Below are 15,340 nucleotides of genomic sequence, written 5' to 3'. Positions count from 1 at the left end.
GATATTTTTGAAGAAATATAAAATATCAGAATTAGTAGATATTAAATATGGTAAAGATCATAAAAAGTTAAAAGATGGTAATATTCCAGTTTATGGTACTGGTGGAATTATGCGATATGTAAATAAATTTTTATATGATGGAGAATCCGTTCTTATACCAAGAAAAGGCTCTCTGGATAAAATATACTATGTTAAAGATAAATTTTGGACTGTTGATACTATTTTTTGGACAATTATAGATACAGATAAAGTTTTACCTAAATATTTATATTACTGTTTAAGTAAAATTGATTTATCAAAAATGAATGTTGGTAGTGCAGTTCCTAGCCTAACAAAATCTCTTTTAAATGAAATCGAAATTAGTATACCTGATATTAAAACACAAAAAGAGATTATTAAAAAAATTTCTATTATTGAGGATAAAATTGAACTTAATAATCAAATAAATGCTAATTTAGCAGTCTAGATAAAAGTTTATTTTTAATTTTTACAAGTTCATTTGTTTCTTTTCTAGTAATTATTTGTTTTTCAAAAATAGGATTAAGAATTCTATTTAATTTATTCATTTCTAATTCTGTCGGAATAATTGCCATTGATTTTTTTAATTCAGTTCTTTTAATATGCCCCATAGTTGTAGCTTTTGATTTTGCTATATTTTGAAATTCACGTAAATAGTATTTTGTCCATTCAAAAACAAACCATTTTGAAAATTTATTTGATGTAACTTTGAATAAGTGTTGATTAAGCCCTGCATCCTCACCTGACCAAATATCTAGCAAAAGAGTCCCAGACCAAGAAAATATTATATCACCAGTTTTAATTTTAATATCATCCGATATATCTATTGAACATCTATCAGAATTTTCATCAGTGTGACCTTGATTAAGTTCTTTTATTTTCAAAACTGGTAATGAATTTTTAAAATCAATTGGGTTAAATTTTTGCATTGCCAATCCATTTTTATAATTTGCAATTTCGTCTAAAGATGTTTTGGTTTCACTATTAGTTGATGTCAACCAGTTATTAAACATTAAAGTTTCTAATTCAGCTAAATTAGCATTTATCTCATCAAATATAGAAAGGAGCGTGAAATACATGAAAAACAGCTTTATCGTTGAAGAAGACGTTGAAAACATGGCCTTAGAATCCCTAAAAAATGAAGGATATGAGATATACAAAAGTAGCAGTTATACCTCTCCTGACAAACAAATTGATTCGGAACGTTGTAATGATCATAGTAAGGTGGTTTTAAAAGATAGATTGATTTCAGCATTAAAAAGAATTAATCCAGGTTATGATGATGAAATTTATGAAGAAGCTTATCGACAATTTACTAGGTTAGCTGACAATCCCGATATGATGATTAATAATCGTCGATTACATAAGTTATTGATAGAAGGTGCCAGAGTTAAAACAAGTCAAAATGGTGAAGATAAGACGATAACCCTTTATCCAATTGATTTTAAGAATGTTAAAAATAATGATTTCATAGCAACTAATCAGTATACGATTAAAGATAATCGTGAACGTCGCCCAGATGTTTCCATTTTTATTAATGGAATTCCTTTAGTGACTTTTGAATTTAAAGATGCAGCTAATAATAATGTTGGAATCAAAGATGCTTATCAACAACTTCAAACTTATAAAAAAGATATTCCAAATTATTTAAAATACAACGAAATTTTAATCATTTCTGATGGGATCAGTGCGCGTGCGGGATCATTAACTGCTGGATATGACCGATTTATGCGTTGGAGATCACCTAAAAACATTGTTAATGATGAAGAGTTTGAAATTCAAACTATGATTAAGTACATGCTTAATCCAGAAGATTTATTAAATATTATTGAAAATTTCATTATTTTTGAAATTGATGCCGATAAAACAATTAAAATTTTGGCTGCTTACCATCAATACTATATGGTAAACAAAGCAATTAAATCAGCTAAAAGAGCGATTGAAAGTCCTGATGATAAAAGAGTTGGGGTTGTTTGGCATACAACGGGTTCTGGTAAAAGTTTATCAATGGTATTTTTTGCAGGAATTGCAGCACGAAAATTAAATAATCCAACAATGTTAGTTATTAATGATCGAAACGATTTAGATGATCAATTATTTGATACCTTTGCTTCAGCACATGAATTTTTAAGACAGGAACCAGAACATGCTGAATCACGGGATGAATTAAGGAATCTTATGAATAAAAATGCTGGTGGAATTGTATTCTCAACTATTCAAAAATTCTCACCAGAAGACGATGAAAAAACCATGCCAGTTTTAACCGATCGTAATGATGTAATTGTAATTGCTGATGAAGCTCATCGAACGCAATATGGCTTAACTGCTAAATATACTGAACATGGAGTTCGTTACGGTTTTGCTAAGTACCTTAGAGATGCATTGCCCAATGCTTCGTTTATGGGATTTACTGGAACTCCTATTTCTACAGAAAATAAATCTACAGTGGATGTATTTGGTAATTATATTGATGTGTACGATATTACGCAGGCAGTAAATGATCATGCCACTGTTCGCATTTACTATGAAAGCCACGTTTTTCCTCTTAAATTAAATGAAGATGCACAAGAACAATATAACGAGTTGCTAAAATTAGCTGATTTAGAAGATGATCCAAGTGTAGGAGAAAATGAGCAACGAAAGCGTGAATTTACTAGGTTAGAGTCCTTAGCTGGTGCGAAAAATAGATTACATGATGTAGCCAATCATTTTGTAAATCATTTTGAAAAACGGCAAAAAGAAGCCTTTGGAAAATCGATGATTGTGGAAATGTCCCGTCGAAATGCTGTTAAGCTCTATGATGAAATTATTAAGCTTAGACCTGAATGGGGAAATGACGATATTAACAAAGGTAAAATTAAGGTTATTATGACTTCTGAAGCTTCGGATGGACCTGAAATGGCTAAACATCATACTAATAAAGCAGAACGTCGTATTTTACAAAAACGGATGAAAGATAATAATGATGAGCTACAAATCGTAATTGTAGTTGATATGTGGTTAACCGGATTTGATGTTCCTTCGATGAATACGATGTATGTAGATAAGCCAATGCAAGGTCATAATTTAATTCAAGCGATTGCCAGAGTTAACCGTGTCTTTAAAGATAAAGATAGTGGGCTAATTGTCGACTACATTGGAATTGCTGAAAATCTTAAACTCGCTTGAAATATTTATTCTGATCAAGACCAAGGTCAAGTTGGAATTAATATGAATAAAGCCATTGCGCTATTAAGAGAAAAATATTTAATTATTAAAGAAGAATTGCTTTATGGAATTGATTATTCTGATTTTGCCTCAGATAATTCAACTAAAAGATTAAAAGTAACGCGAAAAGTTGCTAATGAAATTTTAGCTGATGATGAAGAAATGCAAACTAAATTTCTAGATACGGTGACAGAATTACAAAAATTATATGCACTAACTTCAACTCAAGCTGAAGTTGCTGAATTAGGTGAAGAAATTGCATTTTTTAAAGCAATTAAAGTCTTTATCATGAAATTAAAATCAAATGACGATGATTATGAAGGTTGTTATCCCAAAAATGATGAGGTTAAATATCAAATGCAACAATTAATTGACCAATCAATTATTTCTGAACCAGATGTTGATATTTATCGTGATTTAGGATTAGAAAGACAAAATTTGGACTTACTTTCTGATAAATTTTTGGATCAAGTTGATAATTTAGAAGAAAAAGATGTGGCAATTGCACTATTAGAAAAAATTCTTAAAGATAAAATTAAAGCAATGCAAAAGAGTAACATTGTTGCATCAAAGAAATTTAAAGAAATGCTTGAAGATTCAATTGATAAATATAATAAACGTGGTATTACCAGTGAATTAGTAATTCGTGAATTAATTCAAATGGCTAAAAAATTTAATGCTGCTCAAGAAAAAGGTCGGGACTTAGGTTTAAGCAAAGAAGAAGTTGCATTTTATGATGCCTTAGCTGATCATGATAAAGCTGTTCAAATTTTAGGTGAAGAAAAGCTGCATTTGATTGCTGCAGAATTAGTTAAAACCGTTAAAGCTGAAGCTGGAGTTGATTGGGAAAGAAGACGAAACGTTCAGGCGAAAATGAGGGTTGCAGTAAAAAGATTACTAAGAAAATATGGTTATCCGCCTGATATTGTAGCTGGAGCAGTTGATACAGTAGTTGAGCAAGCAGAAAAAATGGCATCTAATCAATAAGGAATCCCAACCATGAAAATCCTAAACCTCCCATGTACCAATCTCTGGATCGAAGCCGATGGTAAACAACTCGACTTTGCTTTAATCGACGTTACAAAATCAGCTACTAAATTAATCAAAGCAGAAAATCAAAAATACAACTTTGAAAAGTCATATCTCTTAAAACCGCACTTTCCCGCTAAGTTTAATTATACGGAGTTATCACTACATGCCGATGCCACCTTTAATCAAGCCAATCTGGAAGATATTTTAGCTGATACTTGGTATGTCGGTGGAAATTGGTTTGTCGATAATAAAGCGATTTGTATTGTGGCATACGTTAATAATGGGTCACTGGAAGCGCATGCAAACGTGCAACCCAATCAATTACCTTACTATGAAAAAATTGACGAAAATCTTTGTAATGAATTATTATTTCAGGTAACATATAAGGACCAACAACAGTTTTTACACGATTGTAAAACTGAAGTCGACTTAGCATTAGATTTTGCGAGTGACCAGATGCATGCTTTTTTAGCACAGCTTGAATAATTATTTACAGGAGGTAGTGATGACCAAACCCGATGTTTATCAATTTACTACGCAACTAAGAAAATTTAAGCCCAGAATGTGGCGCAACTTTGAAATTAGCAGCGACGCCACTGTTGCGCAACTAATCTACGCCGTTATGATTATGTTTCGGATACATGGATTTGAACTGTATCAAGTTTGTTACCATACCTCCGAGCCACTTGAAAGTGCGGAATCTGAAACAGATGAGGACCTCATGATGGCTGATATAATGGCTGACAGTCGCGGGATTGTTTATACGTTTATGAAATATAATCAAATTGGAAAAGCAGCTCAAGAATTTATTGATCTGAATAGTCGGATAGGTAATCAGACAGCCTTTAAGTTGTCTGATTTAAACTTACATAAAGATAGCTATTTAGATTTCATACTCGGAATTGATAATTCATATGTAATTAGAATTTGGTTTACGGGTAAGAAAAAAACTGACCAGGATGAGAAATTACCACAAGTTACCGCGGGAGCAGGCTATGGAATCTTTGAAATGATCGAAGAATTTAAAACTTTTAAAGAACTGGCTAAGACTTGGAAGAATCAAGCGGAAATGGATTCTGTGGAACTTGATATTGCAAGAACCCTGCTACACTGTGATCATTTAGATTTAGACCGCTTTGATGTTAAAACGATTAATCATCGAATTGATAAATTAATGGGGCTTTATCAAAAAATGCAAGAGGAGCACTATCGACCAACTGAAGCTGAACGGGAATTTTTAATCAGCAGTGATTAAACTAATTAATTAAGGAGCTTAACCATGGGAGTCCACAAAGTCTATCGCTTTACTGCACAACTAGAAGATTCCAAGCCAGCCGTTTGGCGAACTTTTGAAATTAATGGTGAAAAAACGATTGCTGATTTAGGCTATGCCATTATGATTATGTTTGAAATGCAGGCCTCACATATGTTTGAATTTGATTTTAAATTTAATACCGAGGCCAAAGCGCTTGCAGCAAAAATGAAAAAACTGAACATGCCTGAAGACCCAGAGTTAACTGAGATTATAAATACAAGATATATTTACGATCTTCCCGTGTTTCATGATGATCCGATGGACTTTATCAAAAATAATGTGGTAATTAAAGATGCAACAAGTGCAAAAATCAATCGGTTTGATTTTGATGATGCAAATGATTTTACGTTTACCTATGACTTTGGGGATAGCTGGACGATTAACCTTCATTTTGAGGGAATGGAAAAACGGGAAGTTATTTTATACGATATGCCCCAAGTGATTGACGGAGCTGGATTTGGGATCATTGAAGACTGTGGTGGAAGTTACGGTTTACAAGAAACGTATAAAATCGTTCACGATTCCAGCAATCCCGACTATCCGTACTTCAAACAATTTTTAGCGGAACAAAAAATTGACCTGGACCGCTTTGATATTGATGACCTGAACTTCCGCTTAGGTAAACTAATGCGGATTTATAAAATGATCTATGAAGAAGGTCGGAATCCAAGTGCCAAGACGTTGGCTATTTTAAATCGAGACTACTATTAGCGGTCTCTTTTTTATTATGTGAAATAGGATTGACATTTCAAGTGGTTGGTATATATTAGTAAAAAATCGAACTTTAAGTCCCTCTAACATTGAAGGACTTTTTCAGATTACTGAAAGGGCATAAATTAACATGGCTAGCGAAATTAAGAAAATTACTAATACTCCAGAAAATGTCGAAAAACTCCATCAGATGATGGTTGATACTTTTTGGGACACGTATCGTGGCTCCAGTGCCGATCACAACATTGCTGATTATTTAAAGGATAACTATTCACCTCAGCAAATTGCAGCACAATTAGAGCAGTCAAACTGTGCTTTTTACTTTATAATGAAAGATGGAGTAGCAGCCGGCTACATGAAACTTAATTTTGACGATGCCCAAACGGAAACGTATGATGGGGAATCAGTTGAAATTGAAAAACTCTATGTCTTAAATGCGTTTAAACGGCAAGGACTCGGTCGGCAGTTGTTAGAATTTGCGGAACAGATTGCTAACCAACAACACGCGGAATATCTCTGGTTAGGGGTCTGGAGTGATAATGATAAGGCTTTGGCTTTCTATCACGAGATTGGCTTTCGCCAAACTACGACCCATACCTTTAATTTAGGTGATGATCCCCAAACTGATTTAGTTATGGTCAAAAAATTATAAAAATCATGAATTAGGTGAAGATGAATGAATAAAGAAGAAAAATTAGCGGTTTTAGAAAAATTAGTTAGTTTTAACACTGCGGGAGGCCACGAACTCGCCGAAGCCCAATATCTCCAAGACTTATTGTTAGATCATGGAATTGAAAGTGAAATCGAAAATTTAGGTGATAACCAAGCCAATTTGATTGCAGAAATTGGTAACGGCCAAAAACCCGTTTTCACCATTAGTGGTCATTTAGATACAGTGGCAGTCGATGTCGACAAATGGGATACTGATCCATTTACGTTAGTCCGCAAAGACGGACAAATGTATGGAAGTGGTGTGACTGATATGAAAGGTGGCGCCGCTGCGTTAGTGATTGCGATGATTGCGATTAAAGATGCGGAAGTTCCGTTAAATGGTACGCTCCGTTTGGTATTAACGGCGGGAGAAGAATCGAACATGCATGGTTCACGGCAACTCCATGCTGATGGTGCCATGCACGATTCAGATACGCTTTTAATTGCTGAACCAACTGGTTACCGGACGGTCTATGCCAATAAGGGTGAAGTGGATTTTGTGATTACAGCTCACGGTAAAGCTGCCCACAGTTCTCGGCCTAACTTTGGAATTAATGCAATTCAAAACTTGATGGATGCCTTAGAATTAATTAAAACGAAGGTCGAAGCTCAAGCAGAACAAAATCAAGATGATATTTTGGGTAAAACCACTTTTACGATTGATATTTTCCGGGGTGGAATTCAAATTAATGCGATTCCAGCAACCGCCGAAGCCGAAATTAACACGCGGATTGTCCCAGAATATAACAATGATGCTGTAATGGCAGACGTTAAGTCAGTTATTGATGAATTTAATCAAACACATGAAGGTGAAATTGAATTTAAGATTTTGATGAATATTCCACCAGTTGTGGGAAATCCGGAATCAAAATTAATTAAAGACATCGTGGAAATCGCAACTCCTTACATGAAGAACACCGAATATACGCCTTTAGAAAAGCAACAAGGAAAAGAAATGCAAGCTAAGCAAGGCTTTAATCCCTTTTCTAATGATAAAATCGATGTTTTGAGTGGAGCAGGGGGAACGGATGCCTCTGAATTACTGAAAGACAAATTAAGTGGCGCCAACTACGCGGTCTTTGGTCCCGGTAATCCATTGAAAATGCACCAAACCAATGAATATGCTTCAGAACAAATGTGGTTTGATTTCATTGAAATTTATCAACAATTATTTAAGAAATATTTAGGTTAATCATGATTAGTGTATTAGGACTAGTTCCTAGTATGCTTTTTTATATACAGTCAATTTTTTTCTTTGTATAATATAGATATATTTAAATGTATCTATATATAAATTGAGGAGATTTTTTATGGAAAGAAATAATTATATTAGTTATTTAAAAGCAATGGCTAATGACCATCGCTTAGAGATAATTGATTATCTTTCATCTGATGAGACGATGTGTGTTTGTGATCTTTTGAAATATTTTGAAATTTCGCAACCAACATTATCGCATCATTTAAAGGTATTGATTGAAGCAAATATTGTTGAGTGTTCCAAAAATGGACAATTTAACATGTACAAGTTAAACCCCATTTTTACAACTAATTTTTATAAAGATACTGACAAATTACTTTCTAATAAAAAAAGCAAGAATCAAAATGAGAGCTGTATATCATGATGTTAAAAATACTGCTTACGATTACTATCTTTCTTATTACCCTAGTATTTGTAATATGGCAACCTAAACATTTATCTATCGGATGGCCACCAACAATTGGAGCCATACTTGCTTTAGGCCTAGGGGTAGTTACTATTTCTGACGTTGCTTCGGTGATTGGAATCGTTTGGAATGCTACTCTATCATTTGTAGCGATTATAATCGTTTCATTAACTTTGGATAAAATTGGTGTTTTTAAATGGGCTGCCCTTTATATAGCTAAAATAGCGAATGGGTCAGGTCGGCTTTTATTTTTTTTGATAATTATTTTCGGTTCATTAGTTGCAGCTTTTTTTGCCAATGATGGAGCAGCTTTAATTATCACTCCCATTGTAATTGAAATAATGCATACTCTAAGACTGAATCAGAAGCATACATTTCCTTTCATAATTGCTTGTGGATTTATTGCTGATGCGACTTCGCTACCTTTGGTTATCAGTAATTTAATTAACATTATTTCTGCCAATTTTTTTAATATTGACTTTGGTGCCTATGCACTTGTTATGGTTATTCCAAATTTAGTGGCTTTATGTAGTAGTTTATTAATTCTTTATCTGTACTTTAAAAAAGATATCCCATTAAAATATAATGTTGAATTTATTTCAGATCCTAAAACAGCAATTAGTAATGTGCAGTTATTTAAATTGTCATGGATAGTACTTTTTCTGTTAGTAATCGGATACTTTATTAGTGGTCCGCTTAATATACCAGTATCATTAATTGCACTTCCGCTTGCTTTTGGTTTTTTAGCCATTTGCCACTGGAATTCAAATATTGATTCAATTTCCATTATAAAAAATGCTCCATGGAATATTGTTATTTTTTCAATCGGCATGTATATAGTTGTTTACGGATTACAAAACATTGGGTTAATTCACTATTTAAGTCGAGTAATGATTGATATATCTAAATTAGGTAATCTTTCAACTACGTTAGGAATTGGATATCTTTCAGCATTTTTAGCATCAATTATGAATAATTTGCCATCAACTATGATTAATGCTTTATCAATAAAAGCTGCCCACCAGACAGGAATTACTCATACAATTCAAATTTATGCTAACGTTATTGGTTCCGATTTAGGACCAAAGTTAACTCCAATTGGCTCGTTAGCAACTCTTGTTTGGCTCCAAGTATTAAACAAACAAGGCATAAAAATAAGCTGGTTTAAATATTGTAAAATTGGTTTTATCCTTACAATACCTATTTTATTTTTAACGCTAATGTCACTTTATTTTTCAATAATAATTTTTAATTAGGGGAATATCATGAAAAAAATTTATTTTCTTTGTACTGGAAATTCATGTCGAAGCCAAATGGCAGAAGGATTTGCAAAAAAATACTTCTCCGAAGATTGGGAAATCCGAAGTGCTGGGATTGAAACTCATGGGGTAAACCCGCTTGCGATTAAAGTAATGGAAGAAGCAGGGATTGATATTAGCGAAAACCACTCAGATTTAATTAATAATGATTATCTGAATAGTTGCGATATGGTTGTTACTTTATGTGGCGATGCAAAGGATAAATGTCCAATGACACCAGCAAATGTTAAAAGGATTCACTGGCCATTAAATGATCCTGCTCAAGCAGTGGGGGATGAAAAAGAAATTATAGAAACTTTTAGAAACATTCGTGATGAAATCGAACGATTAGTTAATAACTTATCTTTGGAATTAGATGATAATCAAAAGTAATAAAATTGTTTTTTAAGAAATATTTAGGTTAATCATACCAAAAAACGGGTTCGCAAGTTAATGCGAGTCCGTTTTTCTATGCTTGTTTATACAATTCTGCAATCGTTCGTTGGTAATCCTGATTATCGACACCAAAGACGACTTTAATATCATTTGTAGCTTGAAAAACCGAATTGACCTTAATTTCACTTTCATCTAAATCGGCAATGAATTTTCCCGTCATCGCGGGATGTGATTTTAAGGCATCACTCACGATGGCCACCAAAGCCACTTGGGATTGAACTTGAATTTCTAAATTAAGCTTGATTTCGGCCTGAATCATTGCGACGACTTCACAGAGTTGCGTAGTATCAATGTCATTCAAGACAAGGTTAATTTGGTCAGTCCCGGATTGATAATAATCAAAGTGAAAGGGCTGTTGTTTTAGTTTTTCTAACAAGCCGGCAATTTCTAAAAGGTTTTGGTTCAATTGGTACTGTTTTAAAGTAATGACCGTTTGATTCTTTTTACCCGCTACCCCTGTAATTTCGGCTGGATGCTGACGTTTTAGTACGACCCGAGTTCCTTGAGCTTGCGGTTGATTAGTGTTTTTAATTTGAATCGGAATCCCTTTCATTTTGACGGGTTGTACGGCTTCGGAATTAAAAACTTGCACGCCTAAGTAGGCCAACTCCTGTAATTCATCAAAGGATAGCTCTTGAATTTGACGCGGATGTTCAATGATCCGGGGATCAACTTGGAGAATTCCTGAGGTATCCGTCCAGTTTTCATAGGTATCTGCATCAACTAAGTTCGCGACCAACGCACCAGACGTATCACCGCCCCCACGTTGCAAGAGGGTGATTTTTCCTTGTGCATTTACTCCGTAGAAGCCGGGGACGATAAAGTGATCAACGTTTTTACGTAATTGATTTAGTTTAGCTGCGGAAGCTTGATAATCAATGTCTTCAGCTGAAATCGTCACAAAGTCTGCTGCATCAAGCATGGGCCAGCCTAAATAAGCACTGAGAAGGGTGGCCGTGATGAATTCTCCGCGAGAAACCAGTTCGGCTTCACTAAGATGATTGTTAAACGATTGGAGGGGCGTTAATAACTGCTCAACATTTACTGCAAGCTTTAATTCGTCCGCAATCGTCACAATCCGTTGGTTAATTTCCGTAAACTTAGCCTGATAATCTGCCTCATCCGTTACCTGAGTAAGTCCAATTAATTGATCGGTCAATTTAACGGGATTGTGTGGACCTTTTCCCATTGCACTCACGACCACAGCTTTTCGGTCGGAGTCACTTAAAATAATCTGTTTCACTTTTTGAAATTGCTGGGCATCCGCCATCGAGCTTCCACCAAATTTAGCGACTTTCATTCCGGGAGCCTCCGTTAATGCAAGCTAAGAAGGGTTTCCCGTCTAACTGAGCCACAGTTTGATGCATGACAGCGGTATTAATGTTTTTAACTAACCAGTAGTCGCCATCCTGGGTTACTTGATAATCAGGTAGTAATTTTGCTAAATCAACTGGCGTCCGGACAATGTAATCTCGACTTTTAGTAGCATTATCCAACTGAAGCGTTTGGTTAAATTCTCGAGGTAAATGAACTTGGTCAATCGCCACGTCAATAATATCTTGGACGAGTGCGTGGGCCGTTGGGAACATTCCTGCTCCTTGCCCGTTAAACGTCAATTTACCAATCGTGGTGCCCCGTAAACCGACATAGTTATAATTATCATGCACACCGGCTTCAATTTGACCAGGAGCAAATAAAGTAGGTTCAATCACAAAACTAAAACGATTGTTTTTACGGAAGCTCCGACCCAATAATTTAACGACCCAGCCATGTGCTTTAAAGTAGGCAATATCGGCGGCCGTGACGTTCCGAATCCCAAATTTAAGCAATTCGTCACCCGGTTCCACGACCGTATCGTAGGCAATGTCTACGCTAATACATAATTTATTTTCAATGTCATAGCCATCAATATCGGCACTTGGATCAGCTTCGGCATAGCCTAAATCCTGAGCTTCCTTTAAGATACTTTCAAAAGAAGCACCGGTTTTGGTCATTTGATCCAAAATAAAGTTACTAGTTCCGTTGAAAATTCCATGAATTGAATCGATTTCATCAATGCGTAAAGTTCGTTCTAAATTAATAATCCAGGGAATTCCACCACCAACGGCTGATTCAAAGTAAAATTTAACGTGATTTGCTTTAGCGAGTTGGGTAAATTCTTGAATGTGACGAGCCACGACCGCTTTATTAGCGGTAACCACGTTTTTACCATGCTTTAGAGCTTGGACAATCATGTCATGAGAAGGTTCTAACCCACCTAAAGTTTCCACGACTAATTCAATTGACGAATCATTGAGAATGTCATCATAGTTGGCCGTCATGCGGGGATCTAAGTCAACTTTGCTGGGGCGAACAAAAATTTTGCTAACTTCGAGGGCTTGGGTAAAACCAGTTTGACCAGCTGCGATGATTTGATCGACTCCTGAACCAACTGTTCCTAAACCTAAAATGGCGATTTTCATAGTAAATTACTCCTAATTTTGTGTTTTACAAAGGTATACACTTGTATTTTATTTGAAAACAGATTATCATGTAATAAACAAAAAAGCAAGCGACGGAGGTCAGATAATGACAGACGAGTATTATACCAGTACCCGAAATAATCAAGTGAAAATTAGTGCCAAAGAAGCAATTGTCAAAGGTTTTGCGGATGATAAGGGACTTTTTGTGTTACCAACTTTACCTACTTTAGAATTCGAACTTTCTGATTTAAAAGATTTGGATTACCAAGGCATCGCAAAACGAGTACTTACCTTATTATTACCTGATTTTTCTGAAACTGAAATTGACGAATCGATTAAAAATACGTATGCTGATACGTTTTCAACTGAAGCAGTCACGCCCCTTAAAGCGGTCGATGATTTTCATGTTTTAGAATTATTTCATGGACCAACCAGCGCCTTTAAAGACGTCGGCTTACAAATGTTACCTCAACTAATGGGGCGTTCGGTACAAGCGCAACAACAAGTGATGATTTTAGCCGCTACGAGTGGGGATACCGGAACTGCTGCGTTAGATGGGTTTAAAGACCACTCCCAAATGGGAATTACCGTCTTTTTCCCTGATGGCGGGGTGAGTGCCGTGCAAGAACAACAAATGTTGACAACCAACGGTGAGAATACCAATGTGGCCGCAATTGAAGGAAACTTTGACGATGCCCAAACCAACGTGAAAAAGATTTTCAATGATGCCGAATTACAAGCTAAGCTAGGTAATGACACGATTTTATCGAGTGCTAATTCGATTAACATTGGCCGTTTAATTCCTCAAGTTGTGTACTATTTTAGTGCTTATCAACAGTTGTTGGCAAATGGGACGATTAAACTGGGCGATAAAGTTAGTTTTACGGTTCCAACGGGGAACTTTGGTGACATTTTGGCTGGCTACTATGCCAAACAACTTGGTCTTCCCGTCGAAAAATTAGTGGTGGCATGTAACGAAAACAACGTGCTCGCTGACTTTTTTGCCACTGGAATTTATGACCGGAATCGTCCGTTCTTTAAGACCATTGCTCCTAGTATGGACATTCAAGTTTCTAGCAACTTTGAACGGTTGCTCTATTACATGAGTGGTCAGAATTCAAACTACATTAAACAATTAATGGAAGAATTAGAAGCCACCGGAAAATATCGCGTTAGCAATCAGTTACGTGACCGGTTGCTAGAAGAATTTGCGTGTGGCTACAGTTCAGATCGTGATATTGAAGATTCAATTCAAATGGTTTATGACAAGTACCACTATTTGATGGATCCGCATACTGCGTCCGGTTACAAAGTGATGCGCGAAGTGCAAAGTGAAAATCCCGATGTGCCAATGATTTTATTAAGTACGGCTAGTCCCTATAAGTTTGTGGATGCCGTTGCCGATGCATTATTTGGGGAACACAAAGCGGATGTTCAATTAACCACTGCCAAAATCAATGACTACACTGGCGTTCCCGTTCCAGCACCATTACGAGCAATTTGGGAAAAACAACCAGTCACGGCGCCGATAATTCAACCCGCTAGCATGGCTGATTTCGTTTATCAAAAGGTAAATGAGGTATTTGGTCATGATTAAGGTTCAAGTTCCCGCAACGAGTGCCAACTTGGCCGTCGGTTACGATTGTATGGGGATGGCCGTTGATTTATACGCGACTTTTACATTTAGCGAGAGTAACGAGTTGCAAATTACGGGTTGTCCGGTGGAATTACAAAACGAAAATAATTTAGTTTATCAGGCCTTTAGCAAGGGCTGCCAAGCATTAGGTAAACCAGTTCCCGCAGTGGCAATTAAGATTGACAGTGAGATTCCGTTGTCACGAGGCTTAGGCAGTTCGGCGACTTGTATCGTCGGTGGTTTAGCAGCGGCTTATGGCTGGTTTGGTATTCCAATTGATCATGACGATTTACTAAAACTAGCCAACGAAATGGAAGGGCATCCAGATAATGTCGCGCCCGCTATTTTTGGTGGATTATGTATGGCTTTTGTGCAAAATGATGAAATCGAATTAATTAAGTATCCGATTCATGCGGATTACCGCTTGGTCGCGATGATTCCTGACTTTGAATTATCGACCAAAGCCGCTCGAGAAATTTTGCCGAAATCATTGAGTTATGCGGATGTGACGTATCAAGTTAGTCATAGTTTGTTGTTAGTAAAAGCGTTAGCGGATGGTAATTTAGGCCAACTTAAAGTGGCATTGCAAGACCACATGCAAGAACCATATCGCCAAAAATTAATTCAAAATTACGCCGATGTCAAAAATATTTGTGATAAAATAAATGGTACGATGTACATCAGTGGCAGTGGTTCAACTTTAATGGGAATTACTGACAGTGCGGAAAAGCAAAACTTAATGATTAACCAAATTAAAGAACATCTTCCAACTTGGCGAGTTGAGCCCGTTGAAGTGGAAAAACAAGGTGTGAAAATCGAGGTGCTTTAAA

14 protein-coding genes and 1 pseudogene are annotated in these 15,340 nt (G+C 35.8%); 12 read left to right on the top strand and 3 right to left on the bottom strand.

Going from position 1 to position 15,340, the window contains the following annotated elements; all coding sequences use genetic code 11:
• Nucleotides 1-7: 7 nt before the first annotated feature.
• The gene (locus ACEPSS_RS00390) at nt 8-466 is read left to right on the top strand and encodes a restriction endonuclease subunit S (RefSeq protein WP_395319184.1); all 459 of its coding nucleotides are present in this window, start codon (nt 8-10) and stop codon (nt 464-466) included.
• Here ACEPSS_RS00390 and ACEPSS_RS00385 read toward each other — a convergent pair.
• The gene (locus tag ACEPSS_RS00385; protein WP_395319182.1) at nt 450-1,097 is read right to left on the bottom strand and encodes a restriction endonuclease subunit S; all 648 of its coding nucleotides are present in this window, start codon (nt 1,095-1,097) and stop codon (nt 450-452) included. The genes ACEPSS_RS00390 and ACEPSS_RS00385 overlap by 17 nt on opposite strands.
• Between ACEPSS_RS00385 and ACEPSS_RS00380 the strand changes: the two are divergent.
• The 9 genes and pseudogenes from ACEPSS_RS00380 to arsC all read left to right on the top strand — a co-directional run bounded on the left by ACEPSS_RS00380 (nt 1,096) and on the right by arsC (nt 10,349).
• Nucleotides 1,096-4,212, top strand: a pseudogene (locus ACEPSS_RS00380) (type I restriction endonuclease subunit R). The gene ACEPSS_RS00385 and the pseudogene ACEPSS_RS00380 sit on opposite strands and share 2 nt — an antisense overlap.
• 12 nt (nt 4,213-4,224) lie before the next feature.
• Nucleotides 4,225-4,743: a hypothetical protein gene (locus ACEPSS_RS00375; RefSeq protein ID WP_395319180.1), complete on the top strand. Its 519-nt coding sequence runs from the start codon at nt 4,225-4,227 to the stop codon at nt 4,741-4,743.
• A gap of 19 nt (nt 4,744-4,762) precedes the next feature.
• On the top strand, nt 4,763-5,512 hold the full coding sequence (locus ACEPSS_RS00370) for an IS1096 element passenger TnpR family protein (RefSeq protein WP_395319178.1): 750 nt from the start codon (nt 4,763-4,765) through the stop codon (nt 5,510-5,512).
• 24 nt (nt 5,513-5,536) lie between these two features.
• Nucleotides 5,537-6,283, top strand: a complete 747-nt coding sequence (locus ACEPSS_RS00365) for a plasmid pRiA4b ORF-3 family protein (protein WP_395319176.1) — start codon at nt 5,537-5,539, stop codon at nt 6,281-6,283.
• A gap of 130 nt (nt 6,284-6,413) precedes the next feature.
• Nucleotides 6,414-6,935: a GNAT family N-acetyltransferase gene (locus ACEPSS_RS00360; protein WP_395319174.1), complete on the top strand. Its 522-nt coding sequence runs from the start codon at nt 6,414-6,416 to the stop codon at nt 6,933-6,935.
• A 24-nt stretch (nt 6,936-6,959) separates the two neighbouring features.
• The gene (locus ACEPSS_RS00355) at nt 6,960-8,186 is read left to right on the top strand and encodes an ArgE/DapE family deacylase (protein WP_395319172.1); all 1,227 of its coding nucleotides are present in this window, start codon (nt 6,960-6,962) and stop codon (nt 8,184-8,186) included.
• A 118-nt stretch (nt 8,187-8,304) separates the two neighbouring features.
• The gene (locus tag ACEPSS_RS00350) at nt 8,305-8,616 is read left to right on the top strand and encodes an ArsR/SmtB family transcription factor (protein ID WP_395319170.1); all 312 of its coding nucleotides are present in this window, start codon (nt 8,305-8,307) and stop codon (nt 8,614-8,616) included.
• Between the two features lie 8 nt (nt 8,617-8,624).
• Nucleotides 8,625-9,914 carry an arsenic transporter gene (locus ACEPSS_RS00345; protein ID WP_395320425.1) on the top strand — a complete coding sequence of 430 codons (1,290 nt, stop codon included), beginning with the start codon at nt 8,625-8,627 and terminating at the stop codon, nt 9,912-9,914.
• Nucleotides 9,915-9,923: 9 nt separating this feature from the next.
• Entirely contained in the window at nt 9,924-10,349 is a 426-nt protein-coding gene (gene arsC / locus ACEPSS_RS00340) for an arsenate reductase (thioredoxin) (RefSeq protein WP_395319168.1), read from the top strand.
• Between the two features lie 76 nt (nt 10,350-10,425).
• Here arsC and ACEPSS_RS00335 read toward each other — a convergent pair whose 3' ends face one another.
• Nucleotides 10,426-11,712 (bottom strand): aspartate kinase, encoded by a 1,287-nt coding sequence (locus ACEPSS_RS00335; protein ID WP_395319166.1) that lies wholly within the window; start codon nt 11,710-11,712, stop codon nt 10,426-10,428.
• The gene (locus ACEPSS_RS00330) at nt 11,699-12,874 is read right to left on the bottom strand and encodes a homoserine dehydrogenase (RefSeq protein ID WP_395319164.1); all 1,176 of its coding nucleotides are present in this window, start codon (nt 12,872-12,874) and stop codon (nt 11,699-11,701) included. Before ACEPSS_RS00330 ends, ACEPSS_RS00335 begins: the two co-directional genes overlap by 14 nt.
• Nucleotides 12,875-12,980: 106 nt before the next feature.
• On the opposite strand from ACEPSS_RS00330, the gene thrC reads away from it, so the two are divergent.
• A complete protein-coding gene (gene thrC / locus ACEPSS_RS00325) occupies nt 12,981-14,471 on the top strand; it encodes a threonine synthase (RefSeq protein WP_395319162.1) in 1,491 nt (496 codons plus the stop codon).
• Nucleotides 14,464-15,339, top strand: a complete 876-nt coding sequence (gene thrB, locus ACEPSS_RS00320; protein WP_395319160.1) for a homoserine kinase — start codon at nt 14,464-14,466, stop codon at nt 15,337-15,339. The genes thrC and thrB overlap by 8 nt, the downstream gene beginning before the upstream one ends.
• Nucleotide 15,340 lies beyond the last annotated feature (1 nt).

This window comes from Fructilactobacillus frigidiflavus (genome assembly GCF_044054575.1).
GTDB classification, from domain to species: Bacteria; Bacillota; Bacilli; order Lactobacillales; family Lactobacillaceae; genus Fructilactobacillus; species Fructilactobacillus frigidiflavus.
The sequence above is the reverse complement of the archived record's forward strand: the minus strand, read 5'-3'. Positions and strand labels throughout refer to the sequence as shown.